The sequence below is a fragment of the Muricoprocola aceti genome (genome assembly GCF_025567005.1).
GTDB classification, from domain to species: Bacteria; Bacillota; Clostridia; order Lachnospirales; family Lachnospiraceae; genus Marvinbryantia; species Marvinbryantia aceti.
In genome coordinates, this window is record NZ_JAOQKE010000024.1 from 26,092 (window position 1) to 40,455 (window position 14,364).

A 14,364-nucleotide genomic window follows, 5' to 3' on the forward strand; every position below is an offset into this window, starting at 1 on the left:
ATCAGGCCAGAAATTCTGTCACAGTCTGAAATACTGCCAGCATCACCGGTGCACTGACAGTCAGTACTGCTACTTTTGCAAAAATCTCAATCTGACTGCCGATGGCATGATAACCCGAATCTTTGCAGATGGCAGAAGTTACGTCCGCAATATAGGAGATGCCAACGATCTTCATCAGAATCAAAAAATAACTGCTTTTCATGGCCGTATATGCCATCAGACTCTCAAACAGATCCGAAAGAGTCTTCAGACGAAATATGGCATTATAGCTGATCAATATGCATGCAGCCAGGCTGATCAGCAGAGAAAACTGAGGCTTCTGTTCTTTTACCAGTAATGCACAAAGTACGGCTGATAAACCCAGAATTCCAGTTTTTATAATATTCATGCATCCTCCTTTACAGCGAAAACAGATTTTTTATCGTATCAAATAATTCATTCACATAGGGCAGGATCCACAGCAGCACCAGAATCAGTCCCGCCAGGGAAGTCAGAGAGGCCAGATCTTCCCTTCCGCCATGCTTCAGTACCTGACAGATGACGGACACCAGAATCCCTACCGAAGCTATTTTAAAAATCAGATTTACGCTCATCGGCCCCTCCATCTGTCATACTTAATAAAACAGTACTGCGCAGAACAGTCCTCCCATAAAGCCAAGACAGCGATACATGGTTTCTTTCTGCCTCATCTTTTCCAATGCAGCTTTTTCTTCCAGCTCTATTGCCATAAGATACCCGTCCAGCATTGGAATCTGTGCATCTCTGTCTATTCTTCCAAGAAGAGTACAAATCTGCACCAGCTGCTTCTGCTCTTCTTCCGTCAGCCCACATCTGGACAGACAGGCATCTGCTGTTTTCTTCAAAACCTTTTCCAGTGAATTCTTTTCTGTTGCCTTCATCTCTTCTGCTGTTCTTCCAAAAAAAATCGCCAGTTTTCCATCTGTCCGCTGCTCCAGATGTTCAAAGATCTCTTCCAGCGGTACTGCTCCATATTGCAGTTCGCCCTTCAGCAATCCTATGATCAGGCGCAATTCATTCAGCATCTGATATCTTTTTCGCAGAGAACTTCCTGCCTCAGCCCCCAATGCGGTTCCTGCAGTCAGGATCAGAAAGACTCCCAGCCACTTCATAGACTCTGTGACCAGTCCCTGTCATAGACTGCCTGTATCTGCCCTGCCCGGTCATCCTTCTTCAAAATAACGTAACGATCAAATATTTTCTTTTCCAGTAATTCATTTAAGACTGGATTTTTTCTTATATCATCTGGAGAATGTCCATGAACCGTAGCCAGTATCCTGCAGCCACAGCATGCTGCCGTCTCTATAGCCCGTACATCTTCTGCAGTGCCGATCTCATCTGCCGCTACCACCTCCGGTGCCATAGAACGGATCAGCATCATCATTCCTTCTGCTTTTGGGCAGCCATCCAGCACATCAGTTCGGACTCCCAGATCATTCTGTGGCACTCCATAATAACAGCCTGCCAGCTCACTTCGTTCATCTACCACGCCCACATTTTTCCCAGGTATCTCCTGTGTTCCGTCTGAGATCAACCGGATCAGATCCCTGAGCATGGTTGTCTTACCGGCACCCGGAGGTGAAATCAACAGGGTATTGCAGAGATTCTCTCCCTCTGTCAGCAGCGGCAGTATTTTTTCTCCGCATCCTTTTTTTTCATGACACAGGCGGATATGTAAAAATGTAATATGACGAATATTTTTTATCCGTCCATGCTCCATCAGCACCTTGCCTGCGATTCCCACCCGGTGTCCTCCCTGAATGGTCAGAAATCCCTGCTTCATCTCTTCTTCATGGGCGTATAATGAATACCCGGAGATCTGTTCCATCGTCTGGCAAATCTCCTCCTTACTCACCGGATACCCCTGTTCTTCGTATATCGTTGCTTCTCCGCCTGCCTTCACAAAAAATTCTCTTCCGTCCCATCGAACTGCCAGGGGTTTGTCCGCCCTCATGCGGATCTCCTGCAGCTTTTCATAACTGAGATTCAGTCGTCCCAGTACATTGCTCACCTGTCCAGGAAGCATCTGCACCAGCATCTGTCTGTTTTCCATCCTCACCACCTCTTATGTAAATATATGAGGATGTTCATGATTTATGTCTTTGTTGCTTGCTATTTTTCTCAAAACAGGATATGATAATTACACTTTCAAACACTATTGCAATAGAAAAGGAGATTCGATTATGGTCAGAAAAACAACCGTAGAACTGGTAGAACATGCTGCTGGCGGTGAAGGCAGCCTTGAAAAATATCACATTGTATCTGCTGAAGAATTAAACGGACATGGCAAAATGTTTGCCAAGATCGTTCTTCACCCTCACAGCTCCATTGGATGGCATCAGCATGTAGGCAATACCGAACCATATTATATTCTGGAAGGCAAGGGAATCTTCGTTGACAATGATGGCAGCCGCTCAGAAGTCGGCCCTGGTGATGTATGTTATATCGAAGTAGGACAGTCCCATTCTCTGGAAAATCCTACAGATGAAAATCTGGTATTTATTGCGTTAATCTATAACGAATAAATTACATCCACACTCAAAAACTCCCTTGTTCACAGATATTCATATTGTCTGTCTCAAGGGAGTTTTCATTTTATTTAGATATTTTGTAACTATTCAGAACCCACTGTTCCGCGAGGTGTTTTGGCATGAAAATGCCAAAATCCCGAGACATGCAAGTCAAAATCCCATCGCCGAAGGCGATTTTCGATGGATTTTGACTCGTAACTGTGAAGGTACTGAACAGTTACGATATTTTAAGAAATATGTGTACCGCCCTTGCCTGCTACTGCTGCTGCTGCATGTTCCAGATTGGTAATAATGGCTTCTCTTCCTGCTTTCTCGGAAACGAAGTCAATGGATGACTGGATCTTCGGTAACATAGCCGCTTCACCAAACTTCTTCTGGTCAATATGTTCCTGCGCTTCTGACACAGATATGGAGCCAAGAAGTGTTGGATGGTCGGTATCAATGTCAATGTCTACCTGCTTATCTGCAGTAATGAACATCAGTACATCTGCATCCGTCAGCTCCGCCAGCTTTCCTGCTGCATAGTCTTTTTCAATAATCGCACTGGCACCTTTCAGTGTATTTCCCTGTGCCATCACCGGAATACCGCCGCCGCCGCATGCAATCACTAACTGTCCTGCATCTACCAGCGCATTGATCGCATCGATCTCAATGATATCTTTTGGACGCGGTGCAGATACGATACGGCGATAACGACCGCCATTCTCTTCTACCACATAGTTGCCCTTGGCTTCTTCCTTCTGCGCCTCTTCTTTTGTCATATAACGGCCAATCACTTTTACTGGATGATAGAATGCTTCATCATACGGGTCTACCAGAACCTGTGTCAGAATTGTACTGACAGTCTTGTAAATGCCTCTTTTTACCAATTCACTGCGAAGAGCATTCTGTAAATCGTATCCGATATACCCCTGACTCATAGCCGAGCAGACAGACATCGGTGCACCGGTAAAATCACTGTGATAATGTGCAAATTCATTCATTGCTGTATGAATCATTCCAACCTGTGGGGCATTACTGTGTGTGATAATCAGCTGACAGCCTTCTTCCACCAGATCGGCGAGTATCTTTGCAGAAGCCTTAACAGCCACCTGCTGTTCCGGGAATGTCGTTCCCAGTGCGCTGTGTCCCAGTGCGATGACAACCTTCTTTTTCATGGTTCGTACCTCGTATCGTTTTTCTTTTAATATTACTATTTTATGACATAAAATTCAAGACTGGCTTACAGTTCTTCCAGAAATACCTCCAGCACCCCTCCGCAGACCATCCCTTCTTCTTCGGCTGCATCTGCTGTCAGATCTGCTTCAAACAATACCGCCTCTGTGTCTGGCTGTGCCATCAGTTCACGGGCTCTTGCAATGACTTTTGCTTCCAGACATCCGCCTCCGATGGTTCCAACTATCCTTCCATCCTGCAGGATCAGCATTTTTGTGCCAACTGCCCGTGGTGCGGAACCCCTTCTGGATACAATTGTGGCCAGTACTTTTTTCAGCACAGCATTCTCCTGTGCTTTCACAGCCTGCAAAATCTCTTCCGGGAATCCTGCTCCCACATTCTTTTTTCCTTTTTCTGCAATGATTTCCGCCATGATAGACACAGCAATCTCTTCCGGCGTCTCTGCATGGATATCCAGGCCAATGGGTGCATGAAGCATTGCAATCACCTCTGGATCCGCCCCGTGCCCGACTGCATCTTTTCGTACAACTGCCACCCGCCGTCTGCTTCCCATCATACCGATATAGGCATGAGGCATATGGCTGATCCGTTCCACACAGATCTGATCATAACGGTGCCCACGGGTTACAATCACATAATAGGTATCCGTATCCGCAAGGATCTTCTGCAGTCCCTGTTCATAGCTGTCACAGATCACACGGTCTGCCCCTGCTGCCCTTGCATGATCCGCAAAAATTGGGCGGTCTTCCAGAACTGTCACTTCCATGCCAGTCATCACCGCCATACGGATCACTGCTACCGCTACATGACCACCTCCGCAGACCACCAGTTTTGGTCGTCTCCCGATCTTTTCCACAAACACCCGCTCTCCTGCGGCTTCAAAACAGCCGGTATCCGGCGCCTCTTCCAGTTCTTTCTGATGTATATCAAAAAATTTTGCATTTCTGGACTTCAGCCATATCTCCCCGTTCTCCATCAGCATTTTTTTTCCGATTTCTTTTCCGGTAAGTATCGTATATAATTTTCTGTCCGCATTCCTTCCTGTATCTTCCAATGCATCCAGTATCCTGCTCATATTTTCTTTCCTCGTCATTACCAGTTCTGTGTCTTCTCATCAATATCCTGAAGTTCTTCCGGTGCTGTCTCCAGAAGCATCACCTGCTCCGGATGGCGTCTGACTACCTGTTTGCCACCGATATCTCCCTCCAGTTCCTTCAATTCCTGAAAAAATGCACGGTCCAGAAGAACCGGATTTCCCAGTTTCTCTTTCGTCCCGGCACAGATCATTTTTCCCGGATTCTTCACAGCCATCTCCAGCATATGTTCTATCGTCTCTGCCTTTAAGCCTGGCTGATCACAGACAGCAAACAGCACACCCTGCAGTTTTGGATTTTGTCTGCAGCATACATCCAGCCCCATTTGCAATGACCGGGCAATCCCTTTTTCCGGATTCTGATTCTCTGCAGTCAGCATTCCATGCTGTCTGGCGTATTCCAAAATTTCTGTATGTCCACTGACTGCAACTCTGGTGCACATAGGATAAATTCTCATCTGATCCAGGAGATAACGAAACATCGGTTTCCCGTTTTTCTCTGACAGCAGCTTATTTTCCTGAGGTTCTCCATACCGGCTGGACTTCCCGGCTGCCAGAAAAACCAGTCCATACCGTGAATAGCATATTGTTCGTATGGCTTCTGCCACACCCCTTCCGATTTTTCTTGCTTTATCTGAAATCAGATACACCAGAGACGGTTCCATCCTGGGATCCACATCCCCGATCTTCATTCCTTTGGTCACGTTCACATTCGACTGCAGCATTCCCCGGACAATGCCATCGATCTGTGCATACACCGGATATCCACCGGTAACTGCCAGCAGATCTCCTTTTCTCACCACTTCTCCGATCTCAGCTACCGGTTCCATAACTCCGTCTGCTGATGCTTTTATCAGGCGCTCTATGGCATAACCACCAATCATGCCCGGCACACCGGTATTGGGAATGGCACTGCCCTGATAAATCGGCTGCCCCAAAGTCACTCCACGCCTGGTCTCAATCACTGCATGGCAGTCCTTTCCTGCCGTAAATCCCGGTCCAAGAGCAATCACACAAGGACCATCCGCCATACTGGTTCCCAGATTCTTTTTTGCCATGATCGCATCCACGATCACATCAAAATGCATCCTGGTTCGAATCTCTCCTTCTGGATCTACCAGAACTGCAATCTGATTCTTTCCAAGCACCGCTTTGATCTCTGTCTCATTTTGTACCAGCACAGCCGTATGATTTTCTATCACAGCTTTCTTTTCATAAACCGCTCTGGAACAGGCTACCTGCCTGCGGACCGTCAGTGGAATCGCAATCTCTGTCATCACGATCTGATGTCCCCGTTCCTTCAGTTCCGCCGCCACACCGGTAGCCAGATCTCCGGCTCCTCTGATTAATATTCTAAGTGCCATATTTTTCTTCCTTTATCTGTATCTTCCAACAAGTGCGATGTGATAGCCACCTGTGAAATGCCATATTCCAGCATCTTCTCTCCCACTGTCATAGCTCTCCTTAACTGCTGTGGTGTATCTGCTTTATTTAAGATCACATGATAGGAACGATCTCCCACCAGCTTTCTTCCACCCTGAGGACTGGATGCCAGAACTGCAAGATCTGCTTCTGTCAGCTGGTCGCTCTCTTTTTTTCCAAGGATCTCTGCCACCTTGTGGCTGCGAAAACACTGCTTGTTAACAGGCTGATCCAATCCATCCAGTCCATATACCTGAATTACTCTGGTGGTTTCCGGCAGAATCACCGGTTCATGCTCCTCCGGAGCTTTTACCGGAAGACATTTTGCTCCGTCTGCTTCCAGCAGCAGCCAGGCACCGGCATGAATCACCTGTCTTAAGAATTCTTCCGGTAATCCCGCCATCTTTTCTTCCGAAACCGGTTCTCCCATCCAGACTGTTCCATATTTTTCGTAAATTCTAAGAAAGCTTTCCAGTGATGGAATCCCCAGAAAGCTTTCGTTTTTTTCATATTGCATATGAGTAGTAGTGGCAATTCCATGAAAAATATGTCTCTCCATGCACTCTTTCTGCAATCTGCGGATCACCGTAGTCTTGCCACCGCCCCCGGTCAGGGACAGGATTTCCCGATGATCCCTGTCTAAGTTCCATGCATCAAAGAGACTGACTTCTGTCTGCCATCTATCTTCCCGCCAGCTCAGTATCATCTTATACTTCTCCTGCGATGGCCATAGCGATCTTCTCTCCTGTCATTGGAAGATCTCGCATCCAGTGGCCGGTTGCATTGTAGATAGCATCTGCCAGTGCCGGTGCCGGTGTATTGATTACAATTTCTCCAATGGATTTGACGCCAAATGGTCCGGTTGGCTCAAAGCTTGGACGGAATTCCACCCGAAGCTTTCCATAGTCCAGTCTGGTCGGAATCTTATACTGCATCAGTGAATTATTATACAGCTGTCCCCTTTCGGAATACTGAATATTCTCAAATAATGCCATGCCAATTCCCTGTCCCAGTCCACCTTCCACCTGTACTCTTGCCAGGTTCGGATTGACCACGGTTCCACAGTCAACAACTGCTGCATAGTCCAGGATCTCCACATGACCGGTTTCTTTATCCAGTTCAATCTCCACTGCACCAGCCATATAAGGAGGCGGTGACACCGGAGATGTATAGCTCTCGGTTACCTGAAGGGCAAAATCATTGGAACACTGAGCCTGGAAACCAATATCTTCAATGGTCACTGATGTCCCTGTCTTCACATTCTTTGCCACATGTCCGTCATAATCCACATCCTCTAGTTCACAGGACAGCATCCGTGCTGCCAGTGTGCGGATTCTCTTTTCCAGCTCCGTGCTGGCCCGGACTACTGCCTGGCCGGTAATATAGGTGGTACTGGATGCATAGGATCCGGAATCATACGGAGAAAAGTCTGTATCGGCACCGGATACAAAAATATCATCGGTGGTTACGTTCAGACAGTCTGCTGCCATCTGAGACAGAATCGTATCGCATCCGGTTCCCATATCTGCTGCTGCAATGGTCAGCTTATAGCTGCCGTCTTCATTTAACATAATAGTAGCGGAACCCACATCCACATGGGAAATACAGGATCCCTGCATGGCCATGGCAATTCCCACGGAACGCACCTTGCCATTTCCCATATCTCTGCATGGGAATTTTTCCTTCCAGCCGATCATCTCGGCTGTACGCATGAGACAGTCATCCAGTCTGCATCCTGCCGCAATCTCATTATCGTAGGCCATCATGCACATACCCTGACGTACCATGTTTTTCATGCGGATCTCTACCGGATCCATGCCGATCTGACCTGCCAGTTCACTGACTACAGATTCCAGGGCAAATACACCCTGTGTGGCACCATAGCCGCGGTATGCACCGGCTGCACAGATATTGGTATAAACCACATCAAAGGTATGTCGGTAAGCTTCCAGATTGGCTGTATACAGGGGAATCGACTTGTGTCCGGTCAGTCCTGCCGTTGTCGGTCCATGGTCTCCATAAGCACCGGTATTGGACAAGTTGTAAACTTCTATGGCACGGATCGTTCCGTCATGGCTGGCTCCAACCTTCACAGTCACTTCCATCTCATGACGGGGAGAACCGGCAATCTGGCTCTCTTCTCTGCTATAAAGCAGCTTGGATGGTTTTTTTGTCATCCAGGTCACAAAAGCCGGGTAAATCTCTGCTACAACGGTCTGTTTGGCTCCGAATCCACCACCAATACGAGGCTTCAGGGAACGTACTTTTGACTTTGGAATGCCAAGAGCCGTGGCAATAATTCTTCTTACATGGAAAACGATCTGAGTGGAACTTAAAACTACCAGTCTTCCATACGTATCAATATAACAACAGGTGCGGAAAGTCTCCATCATGGCCTGATTCACTGCCGGTACATGGAATGTCCGTTCCAGTGTAAGGTCACAGTCTGCAAAGACCTTCTCCACATCTCCTTTTTCATCTTCCATATGAGCGCACAGATTTCTGTGATTATCCGCACCTACCGGAAACATCGACTTCCAGTTATCCTCCGGATGCACCAGTACCGGATTATCTTTTGCAGTATGATAATCCAGCACAGCCGGAAGTACCTGGTATGTTACTTTTATACGTTTCATGGCAAGATCTACACATTTCTCATCTTCTCCTGCCACGATTGCCACTGCATCTCCCACAAAACGGACATGCTGATCCAGAATCAGACGATCGTAAGGGCTCCATTCCGGATAGGTCTGTCCGGCCTGGGCAAATCGATTCTTCGGCACATCTTTCCAGGTATAAATTGCTTCAATTCCTGGAACCTTCAGCGCATTGACGCAATTGATCTCTTCGATGATCGCATTGGCATGGGGACTTCTGAGCACTTTGACAATCAGGCAGTCCTTCGGTGCAAGGTCATCCATATACACCGGTTTTCCCGTTACCAGCGCCATGGCATCTTTTTTTCGTATTGGTTGTCCTACTTCGCCCATGATGCCCCTCCTTCTTTTTTATATTTCATAAATTCGTGAATGCCACGAAGCTGTCCCTCATATCCGGAGCAGCGACATAAGTTGCCTGCCAGATAACGCCTGATCTCTTCATCTGTCGGATCAGCAGTCTCCCGGAACAGGGCAATGGCATTCATGATCATGCCAGGATTGCAGAAGCCACACTGTTCCGCTCCCTGATCTGCAATGAATCTTCCAAATTCTTCCGCTTCCTTCTGCAGTCCTTCTAAGGTCTCCACCTTCTGTCCATCTGCTCTTGCAGCCAGGACTGCACAGGAAAGAACCGGTTTGTCATTTAAAAATACCGTGCACAGACCACAGTTGGTTGTCTCGCATCCACACTTTACACTATAACAGCCATGTTCTCTGACAAACTGATACAGGGTCATATCTGCGCTGATGTCTTCAGTTATCTTTTTTCCATTCAAAGAAATGGTTACGATCATACTACACATTCTCCTTTCCCTGTATCTCTTCTGCCGCCCTCTTTAACAGGACACTGGCCAGATGCTTCCGATACTCTGCTGAAGCACGCATATTGCTGCCATAGGAATAAGAATCCGCCAGAGTCTTTAACGTCTCTTTTTCCAGATTTGGCACCTTTCTTACTTCTGCACGTTGTGGTCTGGCACCAATCGCTGCTTTCACACCATCTTCCGTTTCTGCCACTGCCACAGCAAGAACCGGAAAATCTGTTTTTGTATTTCGATAAGACTGGTAAGCATATCTTCCTCTGTGCTTTTTCACAATGACTCTCACCAGAATATCGTTGTCCCTTTTCTTCGCTGCAAATTCTGCCAGAGGGCAGATTCCGCCTTTATACAGTTCCACATAAGTATCCAGTACCAGAAATGCGGTCAGTACATCAGAAAATCCGAATCTTCCAAACAGGCTTCCTCCTATCGTAGCAGAATTGCGGAACTGTACTCCCACAATATCTTCCACTGATCTGCGAATCAGTCCGTCACAGCAGGCATTTAAGCCCTCATGAAGTTCCAGCTCCCGCAGGGTCACCATACATCCTATGGAAAATTCTTCTTCTGTCTCTTCCACCTCATTCAGTCCCAGTCCGGACAGATCAATTGCTTTCTGAATCTGAATATTGCTCATGCGCATCCAGAGCATACCGCCTAAGATCCGGTTGGTTCTTTTCTGGTTCAGTTCATATGCTTCTTCCAGACTCTGTGGTCTGATAATTTCTTTTATCTTTAACATCACTGCTCTCCAGTCATTTTCTTACTTGCTTATGCTTCTTCCTTCGGAAGCACAATATTTAACACCATTGCTACCAGTGCAGCCGGTACAATTCCGGAGCCACCGAAGATCAGCTGTACAGATTGTGGTAGTCCTGCCAGCACTCCGCTGTTGGAACCGAATCCATATCCAAGCCCCAGTGCCACAGATACAATGGTAATGTCTCTTGCTGTCATCTTTTCTCTGGTAATCAGCTGAATACCGCTGACTACGATGGATGAGAACATCATGACTGCTGCCCCGCCCAGCACACTCTGCGGCATAATAGAGATCAGTGCAGACAGCTTTGGAAACAGTCCGCAGAGAATCAGAAATACCGCACCTGTTGCCAGTGCAATACGGTTCACGATCTTGGTCATGGTAACCAGTCCTACATTCTGGCTGAAAGAAGTATTCGGCAGTACTCCGAATAAAGCCGCCAGAGAGGATCCGATACCGTCACATACTACACCGCCGGAAAGCTCTGTATCAGTAGCTTCTCTGTCCATACCACCTTCGATGACACCAGAGATATCTCCTACCGTCTCTACTGCAGTTACCACGAACATAATCAGAACTGGTAATATCGCTCTTACGTCAAATATAATCTTCACAGGCATCAGCTTTGGTACTGCAAACCAGCTGGCATCTGCCACCTTGCTCCAGTTCAGTACCCATGCCTTGGTGTATTCCACACCTTCTGCATCGATTCCTGTCGTTGGCAGTACTGCAGCCATAATCGCAGCCACTACATATCCGACAATAATACCAATCAGCACGGAAGAAGCACTGGTCATTCCCTTTGTTCCATGTTTTAATGCAATAATCACAATCAATACAATGGCTCCCAGAATCAGATTCTCTAAAGAACCATAATCTTTTGCTGCGCTTCCGCCTCCGAAAGATCCTACACCAACAGAGATCAGAGACAGACCGATGGATAACACAACGGTTCCTGTCACAACAGGTGGGAAAAACTTACGCAGCGGCTTGATCATAAATCCAAGTACACTTTCAAATAAACCGCCAATCAGCGATGCTCCCATGATGGCACCATAGGCCAGCACACCACCGCCCATAACGGACGCTACACTATTACAGACTCCGATAAAACCAGAACTGGTACCCATGATGATTGGTACTTTACCGCCCACCGGTCCGATAGCAAACAGCTGAATTAATGTTACGATGCCTGCAATCAACATGGCATTCTGCAGCAGTGCAATCTGCACGTCTGCAAATTCTGTTCCGGATCCGATGCCACAGGCTCCGGTAATAATCAGAATCGGAGTAAGATTTCCCACAAACATGGCAAGTACATGCTGCAGTCCCAGGGGAATGGCCTTTTTCAATGACAGTTTCCCGTAGAAATCATACTCTGGTCCTTTGTTTTCCAAATGATTCATTTTCGTCTCTCCTCTTTTGTTCTTTTTTCGTTTTTCATTATAGAGTAGTTCTTTACAAAAGTATAGAATTTTTTGCGAAAAAACATTATAATGGAAAAAGAATTTGTTTTTTGGAGGTATTATCATTATGGCATGGTACGATGAAGCTATTTTTTATCATATATACCCACTTGGTTTATCAGGAGCACCGAAGCAGAATGCCTATGAAAAACCGGTTCACCGGTTGAATACTCTGCTGCCGTGGATCACCCATATCCACAATCTGGGATGCAATGCCCTGTATATCGGGCCATTATTTGAATCTGTAGGACATGGTTATGAAACCACAGACTACAAGAAACTGGACAGCCGTCTTGGCACAAATGAAGATCTGACTCATTTTGTAAAGGAATGTCATAAGCAGGGCATCCGTGTTATTCTGGACGGTGTATTCAATCACACCGGCCGTGACTTTTTTGCATTTAAAGATATTCAGGCCAACCGGGAGAACTCCCGCTACCGTGACTGGTACTGCAATGTGAACTTCTGTGGCAACAATGAATACAACGATGGGTTCTCTTATGAAAACTGGGGCGGTTACAATCTTCTGGTAAAATTGAATCAGCGCAATCCGGAAGTTAAGAACTATATCTGCGATGTGATCCGTTTCTGGGTAAACGAATTCGATATTGACGGTATCCGTCTGGACGCTGCCGATGTGCTGGATTTTGATTTTATGAAGGCACTGCGTCAGACTGCCAATGAAGTAAAACCGGAATTCTGGCTGATGGGCGAAGTCATTCACGGTGATTACATCCGCTGGGTCAACGAAGGAACCCTTCATTCCGTTACCAACTATCATCTGCACAAGGCACTGTATTCCGGACACAATGATCACAACTACTTTGAGATCGCTCATACCGTAAAACGCCTCTATGAAATGGGTGGCAACCGGCCAGAAGGACTGAAACTGTATAATTTTGTGGACAACCACGATGTAGAACGTATCTATACCAAGCTGAGCAACAAGGCTCATTTTGCTCCGGTACATGTACTGATGTATACACTTCCTGGTGTGCCTTCTGTCTATTATGGTTCTGAATTCGGCATCGAGGGAAAGAAAGAATACGGTTCTGATGATTCTCTCCGCCCAAAGCTGAATCTGGAGGATTATAAAGATGCCATTATTTCCAATCCATGTACTGCGCTGATTGCAGCACTTGGAAAAGTACGTGCCGCCGTTCCGGCTCTCTCCTATGGGGATTATCAGCAGCGTGTGCTGACCAACCGCCAGTATGGATTCACCAAAAGCTGGAATGGATGCACCGTGGCTGTCACCGTCAACAACGACGACAACGAAGCTGATTTCCGGGTACCGGTAGACAGCAGTGAAACCTATATCGGTACTCTGACAGGAGTAAAAGTACAGCCAGAAAACGGACAGATTCATGTAAGCGTAAAAGGTAACTTCGGTGAAATCTGGGTACCGGAATCTGCGCTGAATGAGGAACCTGTTACAGTTCCTGCAGAGACAGCCATGCCAAAAGAGAAAATTGTGAAAGATACTGTTGAGCAGGCAGAAAAAAATATTGCAGACAATGCTTCTGCGAAAGAGACCTCTGCTGCAGAGCCTTTAGCAGAGATTCCGCTGGAAGTTCCTGCCGAAACAGGCACATCTACAACCCCAGATGTTTCTGATATTCCAGAAAAGAAAGATGCAAAAGTTCTCGATCTGAACAAACCCTACGAAGAAATGTCCGTAGAAGAGCTCCAGGCTGCTATTCTGGAAAAACTGTCCAAGAACGGCCCGGTTACCGACCAGATGCGCAAAGATGTAGCTGATAACGTTTACCTGAATTCCCTGCTGAACTGGGTAAAGAGCTTCCAGTAGATCTTTTTATCAATTATAAAAAGGTGTAAGGTCTTTGAATTCAATAAAGACTTTACACCTTAGATGTTTTGCCAGTTACTTTATTTCTAGTTTTTCCTGATAACGTTTTACCATTTCTTCATATTCTGCATCAGTCAGTTTCTTTTCACCTGGATTCATAGCAAATACGCCGCCCCATTCATACTGATCCCTGTACTTCGGAACTAGATGGAAATGAAGGTGATGTCCGGTATCTCCGTATGCACCATAGTTTACCTTGTCTGGATGGAACAGGTCATGCATGGCCTGTGCTACCTTTGCGATATCTTCCATAAATGCGCTGCGTTCCTCTGCTGTCAGTTCGATGATCTCGCTCACATGCTTTTTATGAGCAACAATGACTCTGCCTGGATGGCTCTGCTCTCTGAATAGATATACTTTGCAGGTGTCTAACTCGCAGATCTTAATACCAAATGCATCTACAAGTTCGCCTTCCATGCAGTAAGCACAATTCTGATCTTTCATAATTAAATCTCCTTTGTCTTGTTGGTAGTGTCAAAAAACTACCTGTTTTTATTGTTCTAAAATCCTTTAAAACCTTGATTTATTGGAGGTTTACAAATAAAAA

The 14,364-nt window shown here is 46.4% G+C and carries 15 protein-coding genes; 2 read left to right on the top strand and 13 right to left on the bottom strand.

Annotated features, from left to right (window positions below):
* Window position 1: 1 nt before the first annotated feature.
* Genes OCV47_RS13875 through spoIIIAA form a run of 4 tightly spaced genes read right to left on the bottom strand, consistent with a single transcriptional unit; the run spans window position 2 to window position 2,071 of the window.
* Window positions 2–388, bottom strand: coding sequence for a SpoIIIAC/SpoIIIAD family protein (locus tag OCV47_RS13875; RefSeq protein ID WP_256299182.1), 387 nt, complete (start codon window positions 386–388; stop codon window positions 2–4).
* Window positions 389–398: 10 nt separating this feature from the next.
* The gene (gene spoIIIAC, locus OCV47_RS13880) at window positions 399–593 is read right to left on the bottom strand and encodes a stage III sporulation protein AC (protein WP_117447534.1); all 195 of its coding nucleotides are present in this window, start codon (window positions 591–593) and stop codon (window positions 399–401) included.
* 21 nt (window positions 594–614) lie between these two features.
* A complete protein-coding gene (locus OCV47_RS13885) occupies window positions 615–1,130 on the bottom strand; it encodes a stage III sporulation protein AB (RefSeq protein ID WP_262655665.1) in 516 nt (171 codons plus the stop codon).
* Window positions 1,127–2,071, bottom strand: a complete 945-nt coding sequence (spoIIIAA, locus tag OCV47_RS13890; RefSeq protein ID WP_262655666.1) for a stage III sporulation protein AA — start codon at window positions 2,069–2,071, stop codon at window positions 1,127–1,129. The genes OCV47_RS13885 and spoIIIAA overlap by 4 nt, the downstream gene beginning before the upstream one ends.
* Window positions 2,072–2,201: 130 nt before the next feature.
* On the opposite strand from spoIIIAA, the gene OCV47_RS13895 reads away from it, so the two are divergent.
* On the top strand, window positions 2,202–2,543 hold the full coding sequence (locus OCV47_RS13895) for a cupin domain-containing protein (protein WP_117447537.1): 342 nt from the start codon (window positions 2,202–2,204) through the stop codon (window positions 2,541–2,543).
* Between the two features lie 233 nt (window positions 2,544–2,776).
* On the opposite strand, the gene arcC is transcribed toward OCV47_RS13895, so the two are convergent.
* The 8 genes from arcC to OCV47_RS13935 form a co-directional block, all read right to left on the bottom strand.
* Entirely contained in the window at window positions 2,777–3,706 is a 930-nt protein-coding gene (arcC, locus tag OCV47_RS13900; protein ID WP_262655667.1) for a carbamate kinase, read from the bottom strand.
* A 65-nt stretch (window positions 3,707–3,771) separates the two neighbouring features.
* Window positions 3,772–4,800: an XdhC family protein gene (locus OCV47_RS13905; protein WP_262655668.1), complete on the bottom strand. Its 1,029-nt coding sequence runs from the start codon at window positions 4,798–4,800 to the stop codon at window positions 3,772–3,774.
* A gap of 17 nt (window positions 4,801–4,817) precedes the next feature.
* On the bottom strand, window positions 4,818–6,182 hold the full coding sequence (yqeB, locus tag OCV47_RS13910; protein WP_262655669.1) for a selenium-dependent molybdenum cofactor biosynthesis protein YqeB: 1,365 nt from the start codon (window positions 6,180–6,182) through the stop codon (window positions 4,818–4,820).
* The gene (gene yqeC / locus OCV47_RS13915; protein WP_262655670.1) at window positions 6,164–6,946 is read right to left on the bottom strand and encodes a selenium cofactor biosynthesis protein YqeC; all 783 of its coding nucleotides are present in this window, start codon (window positions 6,944–6,946) and stop codon (window positions 6,164–6,166) included. Before yqeC ends, yqeB begins: the two co-directional genes overlap by 19 nt.
* Window position 6,947: 1 nt before the next feature.
* Window positions 6,948–9,230: a xanthine dehydrogenase family protein molybdopterin-binding subunit gene (locus OCV47_RS13920; protein ID WP_262655671.1), complete on the bottom strand. Its 2,283-nt coding sequence runs from the start codon at window positions 9,228–9,230 to the stop codon at window positions 6,948–6,950.
* Window positions 9,218–9,694 (bottom strand): (2Fe-2S)-binding protein, encoded by a 477-nt coding sequence (locus OCV47_RS13925; RefSeq protein WP_117447542.1) that lies wholly within the window; start codon window positions 9,692–9,694, stop codon window positions 9,218–9,220. Before OCV47_RS13925 ends, OCV47_RS13920 begins: the two co-directional genes overlap by 13 nt.
* Before the next feature lies 1 nt (window position 9,695).
* A complete protein-coding gene (locus OCV47_RS13930; RefSeq protein ID WP_256299196.1) occupies window positions 9,696–10,463 on the bottom strand; it encodes an FAD binding domain-containing protein in 768 nt (255 codons plus the stop codon).
* A gap of 29 nt (window positions 10,464–10,492) precedes the next feature.
* Window positions 10,493–11,887, bottom strand: coding sequence for a uracil-xanthine permease family protein (locus OCV47_RS13935; protein WP_262655672.1), 1,395 nt, complete (start codon window positions 11,885–11,887; stop codon window positions 10,493–10,495).
* Window positions 11,888–12,014: 127 nt separating this feature from the next.
* Between OCV47_RS13935 and OCV47_RS13940 the strand changes: the two genes are divergently transcribed.
* Window positions 12,015–13,757: an alpha-amylase family glycosyl hydrolase gene (locus OCV47_RS13940; protein ID WP_262655673.1), complete on the top strand. Its 1,743-nt coding sequence runs from the start codon at window positions 12,015–12,017 to the stop codon at window positions 13,755–13,757.
* 75 nt (window positions 13,758–13,832) lie between these two features.
* Here OCV47_RS13940 and OCV47_RS13945 read toward each other — a convergent pair whose 3' ends face one another.
* Entirely contained in the window at window positions 13,833–14,261 is a 429-nt protein-coding gene (locus OCV47_RS13945; protein ID WP_256299202.1) for an HIT family protein, read from the bottom strand.
* Window positions 14,262–14,364 lie beyond the last annotated feature (103 nt).